General features: G+C 74.8%; 23 protein-coding genes. 5 read left to right on the forward strand and 18 right to left on the reverse strand.

Going from position 1 to position 22,877, the window contains the following annotated elements; translation table 11 throughout:
• Positions 1–26: 26 nt before the first annotated feature.
• The 5 genes from nusB to ACFTZA_RS12070 all read right to left on the reverse strand — a co-directional run bounded on the left by nusB (position 27) and on the right by ACFTZA_RS12070 (position 2,712).
• Positions 27–446: a transcription antitermination factor NusB gene (nusB, locus tag ACFTZA_RS12050; protein WP_378194790.1), complete on the reverse strand. Its 420-nt coding sequence runs from the start codon at positions 444–446 to the stop codon at positions 27–29.
• Positions 447–465: 19 nt separating this feature from the next.
• Positions 466–1,029 (reverse strand): elongation factor P, encoded by a 564-nt coding sequence (gene efp, locus ACFTZA_RS12055; protein ID WP_378194793.1) that lies wholly within the window; start codon positions 1,027–1,029, stop codon positions 466–468.
• Positions 1,030–1,129: 100 nt separating this feature from the next.
• Complete coding sequence (locus ACFTZA_RS12060) at positions 1,130–1,582, reverse strand: hypothetical protein (RefSeq protein ID WP_378194796.1); 453 nt, start codon at positions 1,580–1,582, stop codon at positions 1,130–1,132.
• Positions 1,579–2,178: a hypothetical protein gene (locus tag ACFTZA_RS12065; protein ID WP_378194799.1), complete on the reverse strand. Its 600-nt coding sequence runs from the start codon at positions 2,176–2,178 to the stop codon at positions 1,579–1,581. The genes ACFTZA_RS12060 and ACFTZA_RS12065 overlap by 4 nt, the downstream gene beginning before the upstream one ends.
• Before the next feature lie 69 nt (positions 2,179–2,247).
• Positions 2,248–2,712 carry a type II 3-dehydroquinate dehydratase gene (locus ACFTZA_RS12070; RefSeq protein ID WP_378194802.1) on the reverse strand — a complete coding sequence of 155 codons (465 nt, stop codon included), beginning with the start codon at positions 2,710–2,712 and terminating at the stop codon, positions 2,248–2,250.
• A gap of 122 nt (positions 2,713–2,834) precedes the next feature.
• On the opposite strand from ACFTZA_RS12070, the gene ACFTZA_RS12075 reads away from it, so the two are divergent.
• Together ACFTZA_RS12075 and ACFTZA_RS12080 are read left to right on the forward strand one after the other, a co-directional pair.
• A complete protein-coding gene (locus ACFTZA_RS12075) occupies positions 2,835–4,280 on the forward strand; it encodes an MFS transporter (protein ID WP_378194805.1) in 1,446 nt (481 codons plus the stop codon).
• Positions 4,277–5,089 carry a glycerophosphodiester phosphodiesterase family protein gene (locus ACFTZA_RS12080; protein WP_378194808.1) on the forward strand — a complete coding sequence of 271 codons (813 nt, stop codon included), beginning with the start codon at positions 4,277–4,279 and terminating at the stop codon, positions 5,087–5,089. The genes ACFTZA_RS12075 and ACFTZA_RS12080 overlap by 4 nt, the downstream gene beginning before the upstream one ends.
• A gap of 28 nt (positions 5,090–5,117) precedes the next feature.
• Here ACFTZA_RS12080 and aroB read toward each other — a convergent pair whose 3' ends face one another.
• The 3 genes from aroB to aroC are packed head-to-tail and all read right to left on the reverse strand — an operon-like array spanning position 5,118 to position 8,121.
• The gene (gene aroB, locus ACFTZA_RS12085) at positions 5,118–6,275 is read right to left on the reverse strand and encodes a 3-dehydroquinate synthase (protein ID WP_378195075.1); all 1,158 of its coding nucleotides are present in this window, start codon (positions 6,273–6,275) and stop codon (positions 5,118–5,120) included.
• 20 nt (positions 6,276–6,295) lie between these two features.
• Positions 6,296–6,904, reverse strand: coding sequence for a shikimate kinase (locus tag ACFTZA_RS12090; protein ID WP_378194811.1), 609 nt, complete (start codon positions 6,902–6,904; stop codon positions 6,296–6,298).
• Positions 6,904–8,121, reverse strand: a complete 1,218-nt coding sequence (gene aroC / locus ACFTZA_RS12095) for a chorismate synthase (protein WP_378194814.1) — start codon at positions 8,119–8,121, stop codon at positions 6,904–6,906. Before aroC ends, ACFTZA_RS12090 begins: the two co-directional genes overlap by 1 nt.
• A gap of 122 nt (positions 8,122–8,243) precedes the next feature.
• Here aroC and ACFTZA_RS12100 point away from each other — a divergent pair, with 122 nt between their 5' ends.
• On the forward strand, positions 8,244–8,873 hold the full coding sequence (locus ACFTZA_RS12100; RefSeq protein WP_378194816.1) for a prepilin peptidase: 630 nt from the start codon (positions 8,244–8,246) through the stop codon (positions 8,871–8,873).
• Positions 8,874–8,900: 27 nt separating this feature from the next.
• Here the strand turns inward: ACFTZA_RS12100 and ACFTZA_RS12105 are convergent, their stop codons facing one another.
• The 8 genes from ACFTZA_RS12105 to ACFTZA_RS12140 all read right to left on the reverse strand — a co-directional run bounded on the left by ACFTZA_RS12105 (position 8,901) and on the right by ACFTZA_RS12140 (position 17,690).
• Positions 8,901–9,917, reverse strand: coding sequence for a shikimate dehydrogenase family protein (locus ACFTZA_RS12105; RefSeq protein WP_378194819.1), 1,017 nt, complete (start codon positions 9,915–9,917; stop codon positions 8,901–8,903).
• The gene (gene mltG / locus ACFTZA_RS12110; RefSeq protein WP_378194822.1) at positions 9,914–11,068 is read right to left on the reverse strand and encodes an endolytic transglycosylase MltG; all 1,155 of its coding nucleotides are present in this window, start codon (positions 11,066–11,068) and stop codon (positions 9,914–9,916) included. The genes ACFTZA_RS12105 and mltG overlap by 4 nt, the downstream gene beginning before the upstream one ends.
• Positions 11,065–11,601, reverse strand: coding sequence for a Holliday junction resolvase RuvX (ruvX, locus tag ACFTZA_RS12115; RefSeq protein ID WP_378194825.1), 537 nt, complete (start codon positions 11,599–11,601; stop codon positions 11,065–11,067). The genes mltG and ruvX overlap by 4 nt, the downstream gene beginning before the upstream one ends.
• Positions 11,598–14,288, reverse strand: a complete 2,691-nt coding sequence (gene alaS, locus ACFTZA_RS12120) for an alanine--tRNA ligase (protein ID WP_378194828.1) — start codon at positions 14,286–14,288, stop codon at positions 11,598–11,600. The genes ruvX and alaS overlap by 4 nt, the downstream gene beginning before the upstream one ends.
• 134 nt (positions 14,289–14,422) lie before the next feature.
• The gene (locus tag ACFTZA_RS12125) at positions 14,423–14,767 is read right to left on the reverse strand and encodes a hypothetical protein (protein WP_378194831.1); all 345 of its coding nucleotides are present in this window, start codon (positions 14,765–14,767) and stop codon (positions 14,423–14,425) included.
• Positions 14,767–15,144, reverse strand: a complete 378-nt coding sequence (locus tag ACFTZA_RS12130; protein WP_378194834.1) for a DUF948 domain-containing protein — start codon at positions 15,142–15,144, stop codon at positions 14,767–14,769. The genes ACFTZA_RS12125 and ACFTZA_RS12130 overlap by 1 nt, the downstream gene beginning before the upstream one ends.
• 209 nt (positions 15,145–15,353) lie before the next feature.
• Positions 15,354–15,980, reverse strand: a complete 627-nt coding sequence (rpsD, locus tag ACFTZA_RS12135) for a 30S ribosomal protein S4 (RefSeq protein WP_378194837.1) — start codon at positions 15,978–15,980, stop codon at positions 15,354–15,356.
• Positions 15,981–16,169: 189 nt separating this feature from the next.
• Positions 16,170–17,690 carry a replication-associated recombination protein A gene (locus tag ACFTZA_RS12140; RefSeq protein WP_378194840.1) on the reverse strand — a complete coding sequence of 507 codons (1,521 nt, stop codon included), beginning with the start codon at positions 17,688–17,690 and terminating at the stop codon, positions 16,170–16,172.
• A gap of 68 nt (positions 17,691–17,758) precedes the next feature.
• On the opposite strand from ACFTZA_RS12140, the gene ACFTZA_RS12145 reads away from it, so the two are divergent.
• Positions 17,759–20,020, forward strand: coding sequence for an MMPL family transporter (locus ACFTZA_RS12145; protein ID WP_378194843.1), 2,262 nt, complete (start codon positions 17,759–17,761; stop codon positions 20,018–20,020).
• Between the two features lie 75 nt (positions 20,021–20,095).
• Positions 20,096–20,917, forward strand: coding sequence for a response regulator (locus tag ACFTZA_RS12150; RefSeq protein WP_378194846.1), 822 nt, complete (start codon positions 20,096–20,098; stop codon positions 20,915–20,917).
• Here the strand turns inward: ACFTZA_RS12150 and ACFTZA_RS12155 are convergent.
• Together ACFTZA_RS12155 and ACFTZA_RS12160 are read right to left on the reverse strand one after the other, a co-directional pair.
• Positions 20,893–21,378 (reverse strand): hypothetical protein, encoded by a 486-nt coding sequence (locus tag ACFTZA_RS12155; RefSeq protein ID WP_378194849.1) that lies wholly within the window; start codon positions 21,376–21,378, stop codon positions 20,893–20,895. The genes ACFTZA_RS12150 and ACFTZA_RS12155 overlap by 25 nt on opposite strands.
• Complete coding sequence (locus tag ACFTZA_RS12160; RefSeq protein ID WP_378194852.1) at positions 21,375–22,847, reverse strand: glycosyltransferase family 2 protein; 1,473 nt, start codon at positions 22,845–22,847, stop codon at positions 21,375–21,377. The genes ACFTZA_RS12155 and ACFTZA_RS12160 overlap by 4 nt, the downstream gene beginning before the upstream one ends.
• Positions 22,848–22,877: the final 30 nt, after the last annotated feature.

Genomic DNA, 22,877 nt, shown 5'->3' on the forward strand with positions numbered 1-22,877 from the left:
CCGGGCAGCGACCTCAGGCAGTGATCTCAGGCAGTGATCGTCGGCTTCATCTCGACGATGCGGGCCAGGAGCCCGTTGACGAACGACGGGGAGTCGTCCGTCGACAGCGAGCGGGCCAGGTCGACCGCCTCGTCCACCGCGACGACGTCCGGGACGTCGTCGTTGAAGAGGATCTCCCAGCCGCCGATGCGCAGCAGCGCCCGGTCGACGGCGGGCATGCGGTCGAGCGTCCAGCCGTGCGAGTACGTCTCCAGCAGCTCGTCGATGCGGTCCCGGTGCGCGAGGACGCCCTCGACGATGTCGACCGCGTACTGCGGCACCGCCGTCTGGGCGACACCGGGGTCGGTGACGCGCTCGGCGAGGAGCGTCGCCGGGTCCACCCGGCGCTGCTCGGCCTCGAAGAGGACGTCGAGCGCGCGCTTGCGCGCCTTGGTGCGTGCGGCCATGTGCGCTGTGCCCGGCCCGTCAGTCGTTGACGCGGCCGAGGTACGACCCGTCACGGGTGTCGACCTTGACCTTGGTGCCCTGCTCGAGGAACAGCGGGACCTGGATCTGCGCGCCGGTCTCGAGCGTGGCGGGCTTGGTGCCGCCGGTCGACCGGTCGCCCTGCAGGCCCGGCTCGGTGTAGGTGATCTCGAGGACCACGGAGGCCGGGAGCTCGACGTACAGCGGCTGACCGTCGTTCGAGGCGACGAGCACGTTCTGGCTCTCGAGCAGGTAGTCCTTCGCGTCGCCGACGACCTCGGGCGTGATGGTGATCTGGTCGTACGTGGACGTGTCCATGAACACGTAGTCCGCGCCGTCCATGTACAGGTACTGGTAGTCGCGACGGTCCACGTTGGCCGTCTCGATCTTGATGCCCGCGTTGAACGTCTTGTCGACCGTCTTGCCGGTGAGGACGTTCTTGATCTTCGTGCGGACGAACGCGCCACCCTTGCCGGGCTTGACGTGCTGGAACTCGATGACGCTCCACAGCTGGCCGTCGATCCGGAGCACGGTGCCGTTCTTGATGTCGTTGGTCGTCGCCACGGTGGTCTTCCTGTCGCAGGGTCGTCGGGGGCGTCCGCGCGCCCGGCCGCCCGAACCCCTCGGTCGAGGTCGGTCGACCGGCGAACGGGCCTCGTCGAGTCTACCGGAGCGCGCCGAGCACGGCGTCGGCCACCACCCCGACGGTCGCCGCCCACGACATCGAGGCGAGCGTGCCGACCACGAACCGCTCCGACGCCACGGGGTGCTCGCGCAGCTCGGGGTAGCGACCGAGCCCCTTGATCGCGACGACGAACGCGATGCCCGACGGGTACCCGGCCAGCAGGCACCCGGTGATGGCGAAGCGCTCGAGGAAGCCGATCCACGTCCCGCCGCGCAGCGCCCGCACCGCCTCGGTCCCGATCGTCCCCGTGCTGGGCGGCGGCGGGACCGGCACCGACGCCGGGTCGGCGACGCGGCGCCGACCCGGGCGTCCGGGACGCGCCGCGGCGCGCAGCACGCCCTGCGTCACAGGCGCTCCCACGAGCACGCTGAGCACGAGGGCGACCAGCCACACCGCGAGCGTCAGCACCGCCGTCACCGGGTCGATGGTCATGCGTCGGTCTCCCCCAGCAGCCTCACGACGACGGGCCGCACCGCCGTCTCCTCGGGCCAGAGCGCGGAGCGCAGCCTCTGGCTCACCGCCTGCTCGGTCACGCCGAGGCGGTGGGCCACATCCTTCTGGGTGCCACCGACATGCGCGAGCGCGTCGATCGCCTCCCAGCCGGGGTCCGTGCGGCGTGCGGCGACGGCGGCGAGCAGGCGCAGGAGGGCCTCGACCTCGTCGGCCCGGGTCCCGCCGCGCACGGCGACGGGTGCGGTCGCGGTGCGCGACTTGGCCTGCTCGACCGCGTCGCGGGCGTGGACGAACGCCTCCCCGGAGGCTTCGCGGGAGACGGCCGGCAGGGGTTCGTCGACGGTCCCGGTGCCGAGGCCGACGCTCCAGCCGCCGTCGCGCAGGAGGTCGAGGACGACGTCGACGACGGTGCCGGGGTCGTCGAGCACGCCCTGGACCTCGTCGCCGACCGTGCGGTCGAAGCCGACGACGACGCCGGGGCGTCCGGCGAGGAAGTCGTCGAGGTGGCGCAGGAGGGCGGGGACGCGGTCGGGCTGCCCGGTGCTGCCGCGCTGGTCGACGGTGAGGACGAACATGCGACCAAGCCTAGAGCCTTGATCTGCCACCATCAAGGGTGCGGCCTTGATCGAATCGGATCAAGCCTGTCAGTCTTCCTCGGACGCATCCGTACGCAGGCGGGCCGCGAGCGCCTGGAGCGCCAGGCGGTAGGAGTCGAAGCCGAACCCGGCGACGGTGCCGGTCGCGACGGCGCCGACGACGGAGTGGCTGCGGAACGCCTCGCGGGCGGCGGGGTTGCTCAGGTGCACCTCGACGAGCAGGAGGCCCGACGTCGTGACCTGGGCGGCGGCGTCGCGCACGGCGTACGAGTAGTGCGTGAAGGCGGCGGGGTTGAGCACGACGTGCGCGCGGGCGTCGACGGCCTCGTGGAGCCACGACAGCAGCTCGGCCTCGTCGTCGGTCTGGCGGACGTCGACGGCGAGGGACAGCTCGTCCCCCCAGCCCGTCGCGGCGGACCTCAGGTCGTCGAGGGTCGCCGCGCCGTAGATCTCCGGCTCGCGCACGCCGAGCCGGCCGAGGTTGGGTCCGTTGAGGACGAGCACGCGTTCCATGACGCCCGACCCTAGCGGCGGCGCGGGGTCGGGGCCCGTGTCGTCCGCCGTTCGGCTGCCGTCCACCGGGCGGCCACGTGGCGGCGACGCGCCGTGCCCGTGACCCGCGTACTCTTCGCCGCGTGACGCACACCACTCCCCCGTCCGAGACCGCGCCTCGCGCCGCCGGCGGTGCGCCAGCGGGCGCAGGCACTCCGCCCGACGTCGTGCCCCCGGCGGGCCGGAAGGTCCCGCGCCGGCGCGCGGTCGCCGCGTGGGCGCTGTGGGACTGGGGCTCGGCGTCCTTCAACGCGGTCGTGACGACGTTCGTGTTCACGACGTGGATCACGGGAACCGCGTTCGTCGAGACGGGCACGGCGGACGTCGACGCGGTGGTGGCCCGGCACACGACCTGGCTCGGGTGGGGCATGACGGCGGCGGGCGTCGTGGTCGCGCTGCTCGCCCCGGCACTGGGGGCGCTCGCGGACGCGTCGGGGCGGCGGCGCCTGTGGCTGGGGACCACGACGGCGGCGGTGGTCGCGGCGACGGCGGCGATGTTCTTCGTGCGCCCGGAGCCGGGGTCGCTCGCGTCGGGCGTGGTGCTGGGGGTCGTGCTGCTGGCGGTCGGGACGGTGTTCTTCGAGCTGTCCGGGGTCGCGTACAACGCGATGCTGCTCGACGTGTCGACGCCGGCCACGGTGGGTCGGGTGAGCGGGATCGGCTGGGGCGCCGGGTACGTGGGCGGGATCGTGCTGCTGCTGGTGCTGTTCGTGGGGTTCATCCAGCCGGACGTGGGGTGGTTCGGCGTGACGTCGGCGGACGGCATGGACGTGCGCGTGAGCGTGCTGCTGGCGGCGGTGTGGTTCGCGGTGTTCGCGGTGCCGGTGCTGGTCGCGGTGCCCGACCCGGTCCGTCCGGCGGGCGCGGGGACGAGCGTCGCGGGCGCCTATCGCCGCCTGGGGCGCGACGTGGCGCGGCTGTGGCGCGAGCGGCGCGCGACGCTGTGGTTCCTGCTCGCGAGCGCGGTGTACCGGGACGGGCTGGCGGGGGTGTTCACGTTCGGGGCGGTGGTGGCGGTCGGGACGTTCGGCTTCTCCTCGAGCGAGGTGATCGTGTTCGCCATCGCCGCGAACGTCGTCGCGGGGGTCTCGACGGTCGTGGCCGGCTGGCTCGACGACCGGGTCGGTCCGCGTCGCGTCGTGGTCGGGTCCCTCGTGGGGCTGCTGGTCGCGGGGGTGGCGGTGTTCGTGCTGCGCGACGGCGGCCAGGACGCCTTCTGGGTGTTCGGGCTCATGCTCACGGCGTTCGTCGGCCCGGCGCAGTCGGCGAGCCGAGCGCTTCTCGCCCGCCTGACGGAGCCGGGGCACGAGGCCGAGACGTTCGGCCTCTACGCGACGACGGGCCGTGCGGCGAGCTTCCTCGCCCCGTTTGCCTTCTCGACGGCCGTGGCGGTCTCGGGCTCGCAGGCGTGGGGGGTGCTGGGGATCGTCGCGGTCCTGGCGGTCGGTCTCGCCCTGCTGCTGCTCGTGCGCCTGCCGGCTCTGGACGCCGCGACAGGGACGCGGTCCCGAGGCACCCTGGGGGTGTGACCACCACGACGCGCCCCGTCGCCGCCTCGCGCCGCCCGTTCCTCGACGCGCCGTTCGTGGCGCTCGCCCACCGCGGGTTCTCGCTCGACGGGCTGGAGAACTCCCTCGCCGCGTTCGGCGCGGCGGTCGACCTCGGTTACCGGTACGTGGAGACGGACGCCCACGCGACGGCGGACGGCGTCGCGGTGGCGCTGCACGACGCGACGCTGGACCGCACCACCGACGGCGCCGGCGAGATCGGGGACCTGCCGTGGCGCGGTGTGCGCGGTGCGCGCATCGGGGGCGTCGAGCCGGTGCCCGCGCTGGAGGACGTGCTGGGCACGTGGCCCGACCTGCGCGTCAACGTCGACGTCAAGGCCGCGGCCGCCGCCGGACCGGTCGCGGCCGCGATCGAGCGGACCGCGGCGCACGACCGGGTGTGCGTCACGTCGTTCTCGGTGCGTCGCCGGCGCGCGACCCTCGCCCGGCTGTCCCGCCCCGTGGCGACGTCGGCCGGCCGGCCGGAGGTCGCTGCGGCGCTCCTCGGGGCACGCGCGGGCGCCGCCCGGACACGGGCCGTGCGCACGGCGCTGCGCGCGGTGGACTGCGTCCAGGTGCCGGAGCGGTCGGGACGCGTGACCGTCGTCGAGGCCCGGTTCGTCGAGGCGGTGCACGCGGCCGGCCGGCAGGTCCACGTGTGGACCGTGAACGACCCGGCCGACATGGAGCGGCTGCTCGACCTCGGCGTCGACGGCATCGTGACCGACCGTGCCGACGTGCTGCGCGAGGTGCTGACGCGGCGCGGGCTGTGGCCAGGCGCCGCGGCGTGAGGCCCGGCCCCGTACCGGCGAGGGTCCGTCAGAGGGCGATCGGGCCGCCGGTCGGCGCCTCGGCGCTGATCTCGGCGTAGGCGGCGGCGAGGAGCGTCGGGTCCGGGCCCTCGAGACGCGTCGGGCGGCCCACACCGTCGAGCACGACGAAGCGCAGCAGGTCGCCGCGCGCCTTCTTGTCGCGCCGCATCGCGGACAGCAGGCGCTCCCAGCGGTCGCCGCGGTACGTCAACGGCAGGCCGAGGGAGCCGAGGATGGAGCGGTGACGCTCGACGACGTCGTCGTCGAGCTTGCCGGCGAGGCGCGCGAGCTCGGCCGCGAACACCATGCCGACGGACACCGCGGCGCCGTGCCGCCACTGGTACCGCTCCGTGAGCTCGACCGCGTGCCCGAGCGTGTGCCCGTAGTTGAGGATCTCGCGCAGCCCGGCCTCCGTGAGGTCCTCCCCCACGACGCGCGCCTTGACGGCGACCGACCGCTCGACGAGCTCCGCGACCACGGCCCACGTCTGCGGCGTCGTGGGGCGCACGCCCCACTCCCGCAGCGCGTCGGCGTGCTCCTCCACGAGCTCGAGGATGCGCTCGTCGGCGATGAACCCCGTCTTGACGACCTCCGCCAGGCCGGCGACGAAGTCCCAGCGCCCGAGCGACTCGAGCGCGGCCAGGTCGCACAGGACGCCCGCCGGCGGGTGGAACGCGCCGACGAGGTTCTTGCCCTCCGCCGTGTTGATGCCCGTCTTGCCGCCGACCGCCGCGTCCACCATCGCGAGCAGCGTCGTCGGGACGTGCACGACCCGCACGCCGCGCAGCCACGTCGCGGCGACGAACCCCCCGAGGTCCGTCGTCGCGCCCCCGCCGACCGTGACGACCGCGTCCGAGCGTGTGAAGTCGGCCTGGCCCAGCACGCCCCACAGGAACGCGGCGACCTGCGCCGTCTTCGCCTCCTCGGCGTCAGGGACCTCCGCGACGTACGCGTCGTACCCGGACGCCTTGAGGTCCTCGTGGACCACCTCGGCCGTCGCGGCCAGCGCCGCCGGGTGCACGACGAGCACGCGCCGCACCCGCTCGCCGAGCATCGCGGGGAGCTCGCCGAGCAGGTGCCGGCCGACGACGACGTCGTACGGCTGCTCGCCCGCGACGCGCACACGCGTGGCGGCGGGCTCCTGCGCTTCCTGGCCGGGGGCCACGGGGTCGACGGGCTCGTGGGTCACGCGGGGTCCTCCGGGGTGGTGATGGGCGTTGCGGTGCCGGGGTGCGCTGCGGTCTCGAGGTGCGCGGCGGTCTCGAGGTGCGCGGCGATCTCGGCGGCCACCTGCGCGGGCGTGCGCCCGTCGGTGTCGACGCGCAGCGTCGCGAGACGCTCGTAGACCGGGCGTCGCTCCTCCATGAGCGCGGCCCAGCGCGCGCGGGGGTTGCCGAGCAGCAGGGGGCGCGACTGGTTGAAGCCGACCCGCGGTGCGGCGTGCGCGAGGCTCACGTCGAGGAAGACCACGAGGCCTCCCGCGGCGGCGTACGCCGCGATCGCGGCCTGGGAGTGCTCGTCGAGGACGGCGCCGCCGCCGAGCGCGAGGACGCCGTCGTGGGTGGCGAGCGCCGTCGTCACCGCCTCGCGCTCCAACGCGCGGAAGTGCGGCTCGCCGTGCTCGACGAAGATGTCGGCCACCGACGTCCCGGCGACACGCTCGACGTCGGTGTCGGTGTCGCGCTGCGCGAGCCCGAGCGTGTCGGCGAGGTGGCGGGCGACGGTCGACTTCCCGCTGCCGGGCGGGCCGAGCAGCACGACGACCGGGCGGGTGCCGGGGGCGACGGGGCCCATCAGCGCTGCAGCTCCGGGACGGCGGCGAGGTAGGCCTCGGCGTTGCGGCGCACCTCGGCGACGGAGTCGCCGCCGAACTTCTCGAGCGCCTGCTCGGCGAGCACGAGCGCGACCATCGCCTCGGCCACCACCGCCGCGGGCGGCACGGCGCACACGTCGGAACGCTGGTGCTGCGCGGTCGCGGCCTCTCCCGTCGCGACGTCCACCGTCGCCAGGGCGCGCGGCACGGTCGAGATCGGCTTCATGGCGGCGCGCACGCGCAGGACCTCACCGTTGCTCATGCCGCCCTCGACGCCGCCGGCGCGGTTGCTGCGCCGCACGATGCGCCCGTCCTCGCGCCGCTCGATCTCGTCGTGCGCGGCCGAGCCGCGGCGCGCGGCGGTGCGGAAACCGTCGCCCACCTCGACGCCCTTGATCGCCTGGATGCCCATGAGCGCCGCCGCGAGCCGCGCGTCGAGACGGCGGTCGCTCTGGGCGTACGTGCCGATCCCGGACGGCACGCCGTAGGCGAGCACCTCGACGACCCCGCCGAGCGTGTCCCCCGCCTTCTGGCAGTCGTCGATCTCGGCGACCATCGCCGCGCTCGTCGCCGGGTCGAAGCAGCGCACCGGGTCGGCGTCGAGCGTGGCGACGTCGTCCGGGCCGGGCGCGGGCGCGTCCTCGGGCACGGCCACGGGGCCGATCGCCACGACGTGCGACACGAGGCGCACGCCGAGCGCCTGCTCGAGGAACCGTGCGGCGGCCGTGCCGAGCGCGACCCGGGTCGCCGTCTCGCGCGCGGACGCGCGCTCGAGCACGGGCCGCGCGTCGTCGAAGCCGTACTTGCGCATGCCCACGAGGTCGGCGTGACCGGGACGCGGCCGGGTCAGGGGCCGGTTGCGCGCGATCTCGCGCTGGTCGCCCGTCCCGGCGTCCTTGAGCAGCGCCTCCGCAGGCACCGGGTCGGACGACATGACGTCGACCCACTTCGGCCACTCGGAGTTTGCGATCTCCAGCGCGAGCGGGCCGCCCTGCGTGACGCCGTGACGGAGACCCCCGAGGATCCGCAGCTCGTCCTGCTCGAACTTCTGGCGCGAGCCGCGCCCGTAGCCGAGGCGGCGGCGCGCGAGGGCGGCCTGCACGTCGGCCGTCGTGAGCTCGACGCCCGCGGGCAGTCCGTCGAGGATCCCGACGAGCGCCTGACCGTGCGACTCACCCGATGTCAACCAACGCAGCATGGTCGCCATCCTCCCACGCGCCCGGTCGCCGCCCGGGAGCCGCCCGCAGTGCGGACCGGTCGCCCGCCGCGCCCCTGTGGACGACGACCGCGGTGCCCCCGCGGTCCGCTAGCGTGCCCGGCGTGACCCTGCCGCACGCCCTCGCCCGCGACCCCTGGCGCGTGCGCCTCCGCACGGAGCTGCGCGTCGGCGGCAGGACGGGCGCGGTGGTCGCCGTCCTCGCTGCCGCGGTCGCCGCGTGGTGGACCGGCTGGTGGGCGGGTTCGTGGTGGCCGGCACCCGCCGTCGTGCTGGCCGCCGCTGCGGCGGGCCTGCTCGCCGTCGTCGACGCACGCACGCACCGGCTCCCGGACGCGATCGTGCTGCCCGCCTGGGCCGGGACGCTGTGCCTGCTCGCTGCCGCCGCCCTCGCCACGGCCGACGGCGGGGCGCTCGTCCGTGCCGTCGCCGGCGCCACGGTCGCGTTCACCGCCTACGCCGCGCTGCGGCTCGCCCACCCGCCCGGCCTCGGGTTCGGCGACGTCAAGCTCGCCGGGCTCCTGGGCACCGTCCTCGGGTGGTTCGGCTGGCCGGCGCTCGTCGTCGGGACCGTCGCGCCGTTCCTGCTCGGCGGCGCGTGGGCGGTGGTGCTGCTCGTGCTGCGTCGTGCGTCGCGGTCGACGGCCGTGCCGTTCGGGCCGTTCATGGTGCTCGGCGCCGCGGTCGGCGCGACGACGGGCGACGCGGTGCTCGGCGCGTACGCGCTGGTCTGACGACGCCGAGGCGGTTCGTGGAACGGGTCAGACGCCGACGAGCGCGGTCGCGAGCGCGGCGTCCATCTCCGCGAGGGGTGCCGGCCGGCCCGTCATGAGGCGAACCTGCTCGACCGCCTGGTGCAGCAGCATGCGCTCCCCGCCGACGGCCTCGCCCTCGCCGCCCGCGGTCCACGCGAGCGACAGCGCGCTCGGGCGCGGGTCGTAGGCGACGTCGAGCAGGACGCCCCCGGGCATCGCCCCGGCGCCGGCGAGCGCGGAGGCGACCGGGTCCGCGGCGTGGGCCGGCAGGGTCGACACGACGACGTCCGCCCCGACGAGCGCTTCGACCAGGCGCGGTGCCGCGACGTCGAGCACCTCGAAGCGCGGCTCGACGCCCATGCGGTGCGCAGCGCGCTGCAGGCCTCCCGTCCGGCCGAGCGAACGGACCAGGACCGTCGGCGCGGGGCAGCCCAGCTCGGCGAGCGCCGCGAGCGTCGAGGCCGCCGTCGCCCCGGCACCGATCACCACGGCCGTCCCCACCGGAGCGCCGTGTGCGGGCGGAGAAGCCGACGCGGACGGCGCCCCGCCGTCCGGCGTGGACCCCGCCGACGAGGACGGGCCGGTGCGCGCGAACGCCTCCATGTCCGGTGCCAGCTCCGCCTGCCGCTCGGCACGTGCCGCACGGGCTGCGAGCCCTTCGCGCAGCGCCGCGACGAGGCCGTGCACGTCGGTGTTCGCGCCGACGAACGTCGGGCGACCGGTCCCGACGGGCTGGACGACGAGCGTGTTCACCGCGCCCACGGCCTCGGCGAGCGGCTCGACGTGGTCGAGCAGCGGGATCACGGCGTGCTTGAGCGGCATCGTGAGGCTCAGCCCCGCCCACGACGCGTCGAGCGACGCGACGAAGGCAGGCAGCTGCTCCTCCGTCGTGTCGATCGTCTCGTACCGCCAGTCGTCCAGACCGAGCGCGGCGTACGCGGCACGGTGCAGGACGGGGGACAACGAGTGGGCGACCGGGTGGCCGAGGACAGCGGCACGGCGCGGCGGGGACGCGACGCTCACCCGCCGTTCGCCTCCTGCCAGGCCCGCAGCTCGAGGACGTTCTGCTGGTGCTCGGCGTAGGTCGTGGCGAACTTCGTCTCGCCCGTGTCGAGGTTGACGGCCGTCCAGAAGATCCAGTCGCCGGGCTCCGGGTTCATCACGGCCTGGATCGACTCGCTCCCCGGGTTGGCGATCGGCGAGGGCGGGAGCCCCTTGTTCTCGTACGTGTTGTACGGGTTCGACGCGTCGTCGAGGTCGGCGCGCGTGAGCTCGGTGCCGGGCTTGCCCGCGCCGTACGCGACGGCGGCGTCGATCTCGAGCGGCATGCCGTCCGCGAGACGGTTCTCGATGGCCTGCGCCATCTTCGGCCGGTCAGGGGCGAACTTCGCCTCGCGCTCGATGAGCGACGCCTTGATGAGGACCGTCTCCCGGTCGGCAGCGGGCACGCCCGCCTCGTCGAGCTTCATGATCGTCTGGCTCACCATGCGCCCGATGATGCCGACCGCCGTGGTCTCGTCCGGCTGGAGCACGTACGTCGTCGGGAACAGCCAGCCCTCGTAGTTCCCGTTCGCCTCGGCCGGCAGGCCTGTCGCCGCGGTGTCCTCCATCGCGGTCCGGAACTCCTCGACCGGGATGCCCGTGACGGACGACGCGCGCTCGAGCACCTGCTCGACCGTCCAGCCCTCAGGGATGGTGATCTTGGTCTCGACCCGGCTGTCGTTCGCGACGAGCCGCGCGACCGCGTCCTCGGCGCTCATCTCCGTGAGCAGCGTGTGCGTGCCGGGCTGGATGGTCCCGGCGCTCGGGTTCTCCTCGAACGCCGTGACGAACGCGGCCGTGCTCGCCACGACGCCCGCCTCGACGAGCGTGGCGCCCATGTCGCGCCCCGTGGACCCCGGCTCGATCGTCACGTCGACCGGTTCGGTGCCCGGGCCCTCGAAGTCCTTGGCCTCGAGCGGGTTGTCGAACCCGAACAGGCTCGTGGCGTTCGTGGCGATGACGTAACCGGCCCCGCCCACCACGAGGAGGGACACGAGCACCACGACGAGCGCGCGGCGGCGACGGCGCTGCCGGCGCTTCTTCGCCGCCCGCCGCGCCCGCTGCTCGGAGCGCGAGGATCGCGAAGGTGGCTCGTCGCCGCGCACGGCGGGACGGTCGAACAGGTCGGTCACGGTCGGTGGTCTCCTGTCGGGTCTACAGGTTCTCCGGCACGGGTCCCGGCACCTCGCTCGGCGTCGAGGGCGGTCTGCAGGATGATAACGGCGGCCGCCTGGTCCACGACGCTGCGGTGCGTGCGGCCCTTGCGCCCGGCCGCGTGCAGGGCCTGGTGGGCGCTCACCGTCGTCATCCGCTCGTCGACGAGGTGCACGGGGACGGGTGCCACGGCGCGCGCCACCGTCCCAGCGTACGCCCGCGCGTCCTCGGCGGCCGCCCCTTCGGCACCGGACAGGTGCCGCGGGAGCCCGACGTACACCACGCCCGCTCCTCGCTCGGCGACCTCCGCCGCGACACGGGCGACGTCCGCGGGCACGGGCGCCCCGGAGGTCGCGTCGCGCGCGAGCGTGTCGACGGGCGTCGCGACGAGACCGTCGGGGTCGCTCGCCGCGAGGCCCACGCGTACCTTGCCCACGTCGACGGCGAGCCGCGCGCCCCGTGGGAGGGGCGCCCGGCCGCCGTCGTGCGACGTGCCCGACGGGACCGTCACGCGGCCCCCGCGGCGGCGCCGTCGCGCACGCCCTGGAGCGCCGCGGGCAGCGCGGCCACGTCCGTGCCGCCGCCCTGCGCCATGTCGTCCTTGCCGCCGCCACCGCCACCGAGGGTCTGCGCGGCGACCTTGGCGAGCGCGCCGGCCCGCAGACCGGCGGCGCGCGCCGTGGCGTTCGTCACGACGACCACCTGGGGGCGCCCCTTGGCGACGCCGCCGACGGCGACGACGGCCGCCTCCGACTCGCCGAGCCGGCCCCGCACGTCCAGCGCGAGCGCGCGCAGGTCGTCGGGCGAGGCGACCTCACCGGCGTCGTGGGCGACGACGCGCACGTCGCCCACGCGCTCCGCGCCGGCCGCGAGCGACCCGGCGACGGCGAGGAGCTGGGCCTGGCGCAGCTGCGCGAGCTCCTTCTCCGCGTCGCGCAGGCGCGTGACGAGCGAGCCGACGCGGTCCGGCAGCTCCTCGGTCCGCACGTTGAGCAGGCCGGTCAGCTGGCCGACGAGCGCGTGCTCCTTGGCCTGGAACCCGTACGCGCCCTCGCCGACGAGCGCGTCGACGCGGCGCACGCCCGAGCCGATGGACGACTCGCCGAGCAGCGTCACGAGGCCGAGCTGGCCGGTCTGCTGCACGTGCGTGCCCGCGCAGAGCTCGCGCGACCAGTCGCCGCCGATCGAGACCACGCGGACCACGTCGCCGTACTTCTCGCCGAACAGCGCCATCGCGCCCTGGGCGCGGGCCTCCGCGATCGGCATGAGCCGGTCCGTGACCTCGAGGTTGTCCTGGAGGCGCGTGTTGACGCGCTCCTCGATCTCGGACAGCGCTCCGGCCGGGACGGCCGACGACTGGCGGAAGTCGAAGCGGATCCGGCTCGGGGCGTTCTCCGACCCGGCCTGGGTCGCGTCCTTGCCGAGTGCCTCCTGGACGGCCTTATGGATCATGTGCGTCGCCGAGTGCGCACGGCTGATCGCCTTGCGCCGCTCGGTGTCGATCGTCGCCGTGCCCGGGTCCCCCAGCGCGGCCGTGCCCTCGACCAGGCGCCCGCGGTGCACGGACAGTCCCTTGACCGGGCGCTGCACGTCGTCGACCTCGATGGTGGCGCCGCCGTCGAGCACGATCGTGCCGTGGTCGGCGAGCTGGCCGCCGGCCTCGGCGTAGAACGGGGTGCGGTCGAGGACGACCTCGACGTCCGCGGGGGCGGTCGCGGCCGGGGCCGGGACGCCGTCGACGAGCAGGCCGGCGACCGTCACGGCCGCCGACGTCTCGGTGTACCCGAGGAACTCGACGGGCGCGGACAGCTCCGAGGCGAGCGACGTGTAGGCGGCCGTGTCCACGCCGCCGGAGCGCTTGGCGAGCGCGTCGGCGCGGGCACGCTGGCGCTGCTCGGCCATGAGGGACCGGAACGCCTTCTCGTCCACCTGCACGCCCTGCTCGGCGGCCATCTCGAGGGTGAGGTCGATCGGGAACCCGTAGGTGTCGTGCAGGGCGAACGCCTGGTCGCCGCCGAGCAGCGGCGTGCCGCCCGTCCCGGCCGACGCCTTCGCCCTCGACACCGCGGTGTCGAGGATCGTCGTCCCGGCCGTCAGGGTGCGACGGAACGCGTCCTCCTCGGCGTAGGCGACCGCGGAGATGCGTTCGAAGTCCGCGGCGACCTCCGGGTAGGACGGCGCCATGGCGTCGCGGCTCACCGGCAGCAGCGCCGGCAGCGCCGCGTCCTCGACGCCGAGCAGGCGCATGGCGCGCACCGAGCGTCGCAGCAGGCGGCGCAGCACGTACCCGCGCCCCTCGTTGGACGGACGCACGCCGTCGCTGATGATCATGAGCGCGGAACGCACGTGGTCCGCGACGACGCGCAGGCGCACGTCGTCGCCGTGGTCGGCCCCGTACGTGCGGCCGGACAGCTCCTGGGCGGCGGCGATGACCGGGAAGACCTCGTCGATCTCGTAGAGGTTGTCCTTGCCCTGGAGCAGGTAGGCGACGCGCTCGAGGCCCATCCCGGTGTCGATGTTCTTGCGCGCGAGCTCGCTGACGACGCGGAACTCCTCCTTGGAGCGCACGTCGTCGATCGCGTACTGCATGAACACGAGGTTCCAGATCTCGAGGTAGCGGTCCTCGTCGACGACCGGGCCGCCCTCGGCGCCGTACTGCGGGCCGCGGTCGACGTAGATCTCCGAGCACGGGCCCGCCGGACCCGGCTGGCCCGTGGACCAGTAGTTGTCCTTCTTGCCGCGGTTCTGGATGCGCTCGTCGGGCAGGCCCGCGATGCGCTTCCACAGCTGCCGCGCCTCGTCGTCCTCGTGGTAGACGGTCACCCAGATCGACTCGGGGTCGAACCCGTAGCCGCCCTCCGCCTGCGACCGTGTGATGAGGTCCCAGGCGTAGGTGATCGCCCCTTCCTTGAAGTAGTCGCCGAAGGAGAAGTTGCCGTTCATCTGGAAGAACGTGCCGTGGCGCGTGGTCTTGCCGACCTCGTCGATGTCGAGCGTGCGCACGCACTTCTGGACGCTGGTCGCGCGGTCCCACGGCGGCGTCTGCTGACCGGTCATGTACGGGATGAACGGGACCATGCCGGCGATGGTGAACAGCGTCGACGGGTCCGGCGAGACGAGCGACGCCGAGGGGACGACGGTGTGATCGCGGTCGGCGAAGTAGTCGAGCCAACGCTTGCGGATCTCGGCGGTGCGCATGGTGTCCTTCGGCTGGGGGTGGTGCTGCGGGTCCGCGGACCCGCAGAGGTTCTGCTGGTGTCGTGCCGGCCGTCCGCCGGCGGTGTGCGGCCCCGGCCGGGCCGGGGGCGCGAGGGGCGAGGCAGGGGAACGGGCTAGAAGGAGTAGCCGAGCAGGTCCTCGACGTCGTCCGTGTCGCCGCCACCCGCGTCGCGCGTGTGGCGGCCGGCGGACCGCCGTGCACGCACCGCGGCCGGGTCCTCCTGGCCCTCGGCGAGCAGCGCCGCCATGAGCTCGCGCTCCCGCGCGTCGCGCGCCGTGGTGAACTCCGCGCGCAGCTCCCGCGCGAGGTGCAGGGTGCGCGCACCGAGGTCGTCGACCCGCTCGGTCGCCCGGTCCACGAGCGACGCGGGCGCGTAGCGGGCGAGGATGCGCCGACCCCGCGTGACCACGACGACCGTGATCGCGACCCCGACCCCGACCCACAGGACGCGACGCATCAGCGCGCTCCCCCGTCGGAGCCACCGCGGCCGAACGCGCTCGCCACGGCCTGGCGCACGCCGTAGGTGAACGCGGCCACCTTGACGAGCGGGGCGCCGAAGGTCGCGGCGTACAGGCCGGTGAGCGCCGAGACGTTCTCGCTCACCTGCGCGGCCGACGTCGTGATCGTGTCGACCTTGACGAGCTGGCTGTTGGTCGTCGCCACGGTGGTGGCCGCCTCGTCGAGGATCGGCACGGAGTGGTCGGTGACCTCCTTGATGCTGGTGCGCGCCTCGTCCAGCACGCGACCGAGCTTGAGGAGGGGCACCGCGAGCAGGCCCACCAGCAGCACGAACGCGACGGCTGCGATGAGCCCGGCCACATCTCCCAGGGACATTCTTCCTCCAGTGCCTGTTCACGGTCTGGCCCGTACCGCGAGCGGCGCGCGGGTCGCGGCGCAGGTCGCGCCGCGGGCGGGGCTCCGCGAAACACTACCCGTACGGGACGCTCGTGGGGTCCTCGGACGCGAGGGTGACGCGGCCTCGCCCGGACGCACGAACGCCCCGCTCGCCGACGGTGCGGAGAGCGAGGCGTCCGGAGCGGGACTCAGCGAGCGTAGTACTCGACGACGAGCTGGACCTCGCAGGTCACGGGGACCTCGGAGCGCTTCGGGTGGCGCACGAGCACCGCCGTGAGCTTCTCAAGCTGGACGTCGATGTAGCCCGGGACGGCCGGCAGCACGTCGCGGTGCGCACCCGCGGCCGCGACCTGGAACGGCGTGGTCGCCTGGCTCTTCGGCTTGACCTGGAGCGTCTGACCCGGCTTCACGCGGAACGACGGGCGGTCGACGATCTTGCCGTCCACGAGGATGTGGCGGTGCGTCACGGCCTGGCGGGCCTGGAGGATCGTGCGGGCGAAGCCGGCACGGAGCACGAGCGCGTCGAGACGCGTCTCGAGGTTCTCCACGAGCGCCTCACCGGTCAGGCCCGGGGCCTTGCGGGCGGCCTCGTACGCGCTCGCGAGCTGCTTCTCGCGAAGCATGTACTGCGCGCGCAGACGCTGCTTCTCGCGCAGACGCACGGCGTAGTCGGACTCGGTGCGGCGGCGCGCACGGCCGTGCTCGCCGGGCGGGTAGGGGCGCTTCTCGAAGTGCTTGACGGCCTTCGGGGTGAGGGCGATGCCCAGGGCGCGGCTCAGGCGGACCTGGCGGCGCGAACGCTTGACAGCGGTCACAGCGGTGTCTTCTTCCTGTCGTTCGTGTGCTGACGTCACACCCGCGACCGCCGGCGGACGCCGGGGCGATGCGGGTGCGGGACCAGCCGATGGACCCACGACGGCTCGTGCGAGCGTCGAGGTCGGGGCCGAGGTCCCAGGTGGTCGCCGAGAAGGCAACCGCAGCAGTCTACCGCACGCAGGAGCCGGTCAGCGCCCGTCCCCGTCAGCGCCCGTCGCCGTCGGCCCCGCACCACGCCGGGGCGGGGCCTGCCCGAGGATCTCGCGCACGCGCGCCAGGCGGTCGGCGACCTGGCGCTCGTACCCGCGGTCCGACGGCGTGTAGTAGCGCGCCCCCGTGAGCGCGTCCGGCAGGTACTGCTGGGGCGCGACGGCGTGGGGGGCGTCGTGCGCGTACCGGTAGCCGGTGCCGTGCCCGAGCTGCTTCGCGCCCGGGTAGTGCGCGTCGCGCAGGTGCGCCGGCACCGTGCCCGCGCGCCCCGCTCGCACGTCCGCGAGCGCCGCGTCGATGCCGAGGTAGGCGGCGTTCGACTTCGGGGCGGTGGCGAGGTGGACGACGGCCTCGGCGAGGACGATGCGGCCCTCGGGCATGCCGATGAGCTGCACGGCCTGGGCTGCTGCGACCGCGGTCTGCAGGGCGGACGGGTCGGCCATGCCGACGTCCTCGGCGGCGGCGATGACGATGCGGCGCGCGATGAACCGCGGGTCCTCCCCCGCGGCGATCATGCGGGCGAGGTAGTGCAGGGCGGCGTCGACGTCGGACCCGCGCATCGACTTGATGAACGCGGAGACGACGTCGTAGTGCTGGTCGCCGTCGCGGTCGTAGCGGACGGCGGCGACGTCGACGGCGCGCTCGACGGCGTCGAGGTCGACGGTCGTCGCGGCGCGGCCCAGGGGGTCGTCGTCCTCCGAGGCGCCGGCGGTCGTGTCAGGGGCGGGCGCGTCGGTCGTGCCCGCCGCGCCGGAGAGCGCGGCGCCCGCGGCGGCCTCGAGGACGGTGAGCGCCTTGCGCGCGTCGCCCCCGGCGAGCCGCACGAGGTGGTCCTCGGCCTCGTCGGTGAGCGTGACGAGGCCGCCGAGGCCGCGCTCGTCGGCGACGGCGCGGCGCACGAGGGCGCGCACGTCGCCGTCGTCAAGGGGTTGCAGGGTCAGCAGCAGGGAGCGGGACAGCAGCGGCGAGTTGACGGAGAAGCTGGGGTTCTCGGTGGTCGCGGCGACGAGGGTGACCCACCGGTTCTCGACGCTGGGCAGGAGCGCGTCCTGCTGCGACTTGGAGAAGCGGTGCACCTCGTCGATGAACAGGACGGTCTCCTCGCCGCCGGTGGCGAGGCGCCGGCGGGCGTCCTCGACGACGGTGCGCACGTCCTTGACGCCGGCGGTCACGGCGGAGAGCTCGACGAACCGCCGGCCCGACGCGGTGGCGATGAGGTAGGCGAGCGTCGTCTTGCCGGTGCCGGGCGGGCCCCAGAGAATGACCGAGCCCGGGGCGGCGCGCGCGGCGTCGCCGGGCGCGCCCGCGTCGATGAGACGCCGCAGGGGCGAGCCGGGGACGAGCAGGTGCGCCTGGCCGGCGACCTCGTCGAGGGCCGCGGGTCGCATCCGGACGGCGAGCGGCGCGCCGGGACCGGGCCGGGGTGTCCCGTGGGTGCCGGAGCCGGCGGCCCCGAAGAGGTCGCCGCCGAACAGGTCGGCGGTGGGCGCGGTGGGCATGCGCCGAGCCTACGCACCGGCGCCCACGGCGGGCGTGGGCGATCTGACAGGGCGCGACGGCGGGTGGGATGCTGACGCTCGTGTTCTCGAGCCTCGGTCGTCATGTCGCCCGCCACCCGCGCCTCACGGTCCTCGCGTGGGTCGCGCTCACCGCGCTGGGTCTCGCGCTCGCGCTCCTCGGGGCGGGAGGGGGTGGGCTGTTCGACCGCGTGACCACCGGGGCGCCCACGGTCCCCGGCTCGGACAGCGAGCGCGCGGACGAGATCCTGGCCGAGAACCAGGAGGGCGGGCCGGAGATCACGCTGCTCGTGTCCGGGGTGGACCCTGCGGACGCGCAGGTGGTCGAGGCGATGACCGACATCGACGCGGAGCTCGTCGGGATCGAGGGCGTGGAGTCCGTGATCAACCCGTACGTGCTGCCCGGCGGGGTGCAGGACGAGGCGGCGCAGCCGCTGCTCGCGGAGGACGGCGAGGGCTTCCTCACCGTCGTCACGCTGCGCACCGACCTCGAGGCCGAGCGGTCGGACGCGGTCGCGCAGCGTGTCGTCGAGCGTCTCGAGGCGGTGCCGGACGACCTCGCGCAGGCCGCGCCGCAGGCCGCGGGCGGCGCGTCGGGCCTGGTCGCGTCGAACGCGCTCATCGTGGAGGCGATCACCGACCAGGTGGAGCAGGACCTCACGACGGGCGAGGCGGTGGCCCTGCCCGTGGCGCTGGTCGTCATGGTGCTCGTCTTCGGCGGTTTCCTCGCCGCGGCGATGCCGCTGGCGGGGGCGGTCGCGTCGATCGGCGCCGGGCTGGGTGCGCTCCTCGGCCTGACGTACCTGCTCGACGTCGACGCGTCGGTGGTGAACGTGGTCACCGTCCTGGGGCTCGGCCTGTCGATCGACTACGGCCTGCTGGTGGTGTCGCGGTACCGCGAGGAGCTGCACCACCTGATCGCGGCGGGCGGGCCCGCGGCGCCGCGGCGCCGGCGCGGGGACGGCGTCGTGCAGGAGGCCCTGGAGCGCACGATGGGCACGGCGGGGCGCACGGTCGCGTTCTCGGCGCTGACCGTCGCGATCTCGATCGCCGGGCTCATGGTGTTCCGGCCCGACATCCTGCGCTCGATCGGCGCGGGCGCGCTCGCCGTGGTGCTCGTCGCGGTGGCGACGGCGCTGACCCTGGTCCCCGCCCTGCTGGCCCTCTCGGGCCGCCGGCTGGCCCGACCGGGTCTGCTCGGCCGCGTGCCCGGCGTGCGGCGCGTGCTGGCGCGCACGGCGGACGTGCAGTCGGACGAGGGCGTGTTCTCGCGGCTCGCCGGCCGGGTGCAGCGTCACCCGCTGTGGGTGCTCCTCGCGACGGTCGTGGTGCTCGTGGCGCTCGCGCTGCCGGCGCTCGGCCTGCACCTGCGCAACTCCGGCATCGAGCTGCTGCCGCAGTCCGCGCCGCAGCGCGAGTTCGTCGACGAGCTCGCCGCCCAGTACCCGGCGAGCGAGAGCGCGCAGGTCGTCGCGGTGGCCGACGCGTCCCCGGGCGAGGTGCAGGCGTGGGCCGACGACGCGGTCGCGGGCGTCGACGGCGTCGAGCGCGTCGACCCGGTCGCGCCGCTCGACGGGTACGCGGTGGTCGGCATCCACCTGGAGGCCGACGACGCGGGCGGACCGGAGGCGGTCGCCGCCGTGCGGGAGGTCCGGGCGCTCGACCCCGGGTTCGACGTGTGGGTGACCGGGCAGGCCGCCGGACAGGTGGACTTCCTCGACGCGCTGGCCGAGCGGCTGTGGTGGGCGGTGGGGATCGTCGTCGTCGCGACGCTCGTGCTGCTGTTCCTCATGACCGGGTCGGTCGTGATCCCCGTCAAGGCGCTGCTGACGAACGCGCTGTCCCTGGCCGCGTCCCTCGGTGTGCTCGTGTGGGCGTTCCAGGACGGCCACCTGGAAGGCCTGCTGGGGTTCGCCGCGGTCGGAGGCATCGAGACGTACGTCGTCGCGCTCGTCGTGGCCTTCGCGTTCGGCCTCGCCATGGACTACGAGGTCTTCCTGCTGGCCCGCATCAAGGAGCTGCACGACGCCGGGAGCCCCGACGACGAGGCGGTGCGGCTCGGGCTGCAGCGCTCCGGGCGCATCATCACCTCGGCCGCGGCGATCATCGTCGTGGTCTTCGCGGGGTTCGTGCTGGGCGACCTGCTCGTGATCAAGGAGGTCGGGTTCGCCCTCGCGGTGGCCGTGCTCGTCGACGCGACGATCGTCCGGCTCCTGCTCGTGCCCGCGACCATGACGCTCCTCGGGCGCTGGAACTGGTGGGCGCCCGCTCCCCTGCGCCGGCTGCACGCCCGTCTGGGGCTCGTGCACTGATCGGCGGGGAGCCCCCGGCCGGACGCGCTGCGGCGCGGGCCCCCGCCGCGTAGGTTGGGCGCCATGTTGGGCGACATGACCGCAGGTCACGACACCGCCGAGCGCACCGCCGTCGTCGTCGAGGACGACCCGGACATCCGCGACCTGCTCGTGACCGTGCTCGGCCAGGCGGGGTTCAGCACGCGCACCGCCGTGACCGGGCGCGAGAGCGTCGAGCTCGTGCGGCGCACCGACCCGCTCGTGACGACCCTCGACGTGAGCCTGCCCGACATCGACGGGTTCGAGGTGTGCCGGCGCATCCGTGCCGTGTCGGACACGTACGTCGTCATGCTCACCGCGCGCAGCGAGGAGATCGACGCGCTCATGGGCCTGGACGCCGGCGCCGACGACTACCAGACGAAGCCGTTCCGACCGCGCGAGCTGCGCGCCCGCATCGAGGCGCTGCTGCGTCGTCCCCGCAGCGCCGCTCCCCCACCCGGGGCGGCGACCCGCGCGGCCCCGGACGCCGCGACCGGCCCGGACCCCGCGAGCGGCCGAGGTCCTGCCGACGTGGTCGAGGGCTCCGGGGCGTCCCGCCACGTCGCCGACGGCCTCGAGGTCGACGTGGACGCGCGGCGCGTGCACGTCGACGGCGTCGAGGTGCACCTGACGCGCAGCGAGTTCGACCTGCTCGCCGCGCTGTGCGAGGCACCGGGCCACGTGCTGGCGAAGGACCGGATGGTGCGGGTGCTGTGGGGCGAGGCGTACGACACCGGGACCCCCGTCGCCGACGCCGACCGGCGCAGCGTCGAGGTCCACGTCGCGAACCTGCGCCGCAAGCTCGGTGACGACCCGAGCCGGCCGCGGTGGATCCGCACCGTGCGGGGCGTGGGCTACCGGTTCGACGGCACCACCTGATCGGGGCCCTCTGGCGGCGGCCCGGTCCGCCCCGTCGTCCCCGCGGCGGACGGGGCGCCGTCGGCCCGCCACCCGGGCAGGACCGCGCCGGTCCGTGCGACCGCCTCGACCGCCGCCGTCGCCAGGTCCGCCAGGTGCCGCACGGCCACGGCCGGTGGCCCCGCACCCGCGCCGTCGGCACCACCCACCTCGGCGTCGGCAGCGCGCAGCGCGTCGAGCGCGCCCGACGCGAGCTCGGCGACCGCGTGCGCACCGACCATGGTGGAGGTGCACCGTACGGTCAGGAGCGCGACCTCCGCGTCGTCGACGTCCCCCGCCGCGAGCGCCGCGTGCACCCGCCGCAGGCGGGGGCCCAGCGCCTGCGCCCACGCGGCGACGAACCGGGCGACGGCGTCCCGGTCGCCGTCGAGCTCGTCCGCGAGCGCGTCCCACGCGCCCGGGTGGCCGGGTCCGTGCGTCACGCCGTGTAGCCGTGCTGGCGGCGCACGAGGCGGCGCAGCATGGACAGGGTCTGCAGGACGGTCACGACCCCGAGCGCGGGCCAGCCGACCGCGAGGACGGCGGACTGGGCCGCGACCGGCAGGATCGTCCACGCCCACGCCGTCGCCGCGAGCGCGGCCACGCCGACGGCCACGGGGCTGAGGTGGGCCCAGCCGGCGCCGCGTTCGGCCTTGGCCTGGGCGGCCCAGTTGTCGGTGCGGGACCGGGACAGGAACTTCGCCCAGGCGCGCACGAAGTGGCCGATGCGAATCCACATGTACGCCTCGGCGGGGACGAGGGTGGCGGCGAAGAGCACGTCGCGCCAGTTGTGGTCGCGCATGGACAGGGCGGTGCGCAGGTTGAGGGCGACGGCGACGGCGGGGGGCACGAGCCACACGGGCGAGAACTCGAACGCGCCGATGCTCAGGGCGCCGACGACGAGCAGGCCGAAGGCGACGCGCGTGAGCGCGTTGACCACCATGGAGGCGTTCTCCATCCAGCGCAGGCGCAGGTTGGGGTGGAAGGGCTGGCCCTGGGTGTCGCCGCGCTGGCCCGGCCACATGAGGTCGATGGCGCCGTAGTTCCACTTGACCTGCTGGCCGTCGAGGGCCCGCATCGTCGTCATGCCGCCGACGGTGGCGCGGGCGGTCGCGGAGATCTTCGTCGAGTAGCCGAGGGACTTGATCTGGAGGCTGAGCAGGGAGTCCTCGACCTCGGAGTCGGAGACCCACGGGTTCGCCTGGTGGTGGGCGGTCATGACCTCCTCGAGCGCGGAGGTGCGGAAGAGGGAGGCCTGCCCGCCGAGGACGGCCATGTTCCGGCCGCGCAGGAGGTTCTGCATGTTGAAGGCGGCGAACTGGGCGCGCTGGCCGGTGAGCAGGAAGCGCGGGACGCCGCGCGGGGCGTCGGTGTTGTCGACGGTGTAGATGGCGGAGATGCCGCCGATGCGCGGGTCGGAGGACATCTCCGCCTCGAGGCGCTCGACGGCGTCCTTGGCGAGGACGGTGTCGCCGTCGACGCCGAGGAGGTAGTCGGCGCCCTGCACGAGCCGGTAGCCGTAGTTGAGCGCGCCGACCTTCTTGTCGGCGAGCTTGCCGAGGTCGTGGACGTAGACGCGGGTGATCTGCTCGACGCCCTTGCGCACGACGGTGTGCTCCCCGGCGAGCTTCGAGGCCTTGGCGAAGGTCTTGTCGGTCGTGTTGTTGACGACGACGTGCACGACGTCGGGCAGGCGCGTCTGGCGGAGCAGACCCTTGAGGACGGCCTTGATCGTGGCGGCCTCGTTGTAGGCGGGCACGACGGCGCCGATGGTCGCGCGGCGGGTGTGCGTGGGGGTGGCGAGGTCGGCGGCGGTGAACGCGAACCGCTCGGGCCCGGCGCCGAGCAGGTCGAGCGCGAGGGCGTCCGGCAGGCGGAGGTCGAGCATCGGGTCCGTGAGCAGGGCGGTCATGAGGCACCTCGTCGATAGTTGCGGCTTCAA

Origin of the sequence: Cellulosimicrobium sp. NPDC057127 (assembly GCF_042670945.1) — a bacterium.
Classification (GTDB): Bacteria; Actinomycetota; Actinomycetes; order Actinomycetales; family Cellulomonadaceae; genus Cellulosimicrobium.

Excerpts from the sequence above, each read along its gene's own strand:
- ACFTZA_RS12150 (WP_378194846.1), top strand. The coding sequence starts at position 20,096 with ATGACCGCAGGTCACGACACCGCCGAGCGCACCGCCGTCGTCGTCGAG.
- ACFTZA_RS12065 (WP_378194799.1), bottom strand. The coding sequence starts at position 2,178 with ATGTTCGTCCTCACCGTCGACCAGCGCGGCAGCACCGGGCAGCCCGAC.
- ACFTZA_RS12140 (WP_378194840.1), bottom strand. The coding sequence starts at position 17,690 with ATGCCCACCGCGCCCACCGCCGACCTGTTCGGCGGCGACCTCTTCGGG.
- ACFTZA_RS12130 (WP_378194834.1), bottom strand. The coding sequence starts at position 15,144 with ATGTCCCTGGGAGATGTGGCCGGGCTCATCGCAGCCGTCGCGTTCGTG.
- ACFTZA_RS12160 (WP_378194852.1), bottom strand. The coding sequence starts at position 22,847 with ATGACCGCCCTGCTCACGGACCCGATGCTCGACCTCCGCCTGCCGGAC.
- ACFTZA_RS12125 (WP_378194831.1), bottom strand. The coding sequence starts at position 14,767 with ATGCGTCGCGTCCTGTGGGTCGGGGTCGGGGTCGCGATCACGGTCGTC.
- ACFTZA_RS12145 (WP_378194843.1), top strand. The coding sequence starts at position 17,759 with ATGCTGACGCTCGTGTTCTCGAGCCTCGGTCGTCATGTCGCCCGCCAC.
- ACFTZA_RS12070 (WP_378194802.1), bottom strand. The coding sequence starts at position 2,712 with ATGGAACGCGTGCTCGTCCTCAACGGACCCAACCTCGGCCGGCTCGGC.
- alaS (WP_378194828.1), bottom strand. The coding sequence starts at position 14,288 with ATGCGCACCGCCGAGATCCGCAAGCGTTGGCTCGACTACTTCGCCGAC.
- aroC (WP_378194814.1), bottom strand. The coding sequence starts at position 8,121 with ATGCTGCGTTGGTTGACATCGGGTGAGTCGCACGGTCAGGCGCTCGTC.
- nusB (WP_378194790.1), bottom strand. The coding sequence starts at position 446 with ATGGCCGCACGCACCAAGGCGCGCAAGCGCGCGCTCGACGTCCTCTTC.
- ACFTZA_RS12090 (WP_378194811.1), bottom strand. The coding sequence starts at position 6,904 with ATGGGCCCCGTCGCCCCCGGCACCCGCCCGGTCGTCGTGCTGCTCGGC.
- ACFTZA_RS12060 (WP_378194796.1), bottom strand. The coding sequence starts at position 1,582 with ATGACCATCGACCCGGTGACGGCGGTGCTGACGCTCGCGGTGTGGCTG.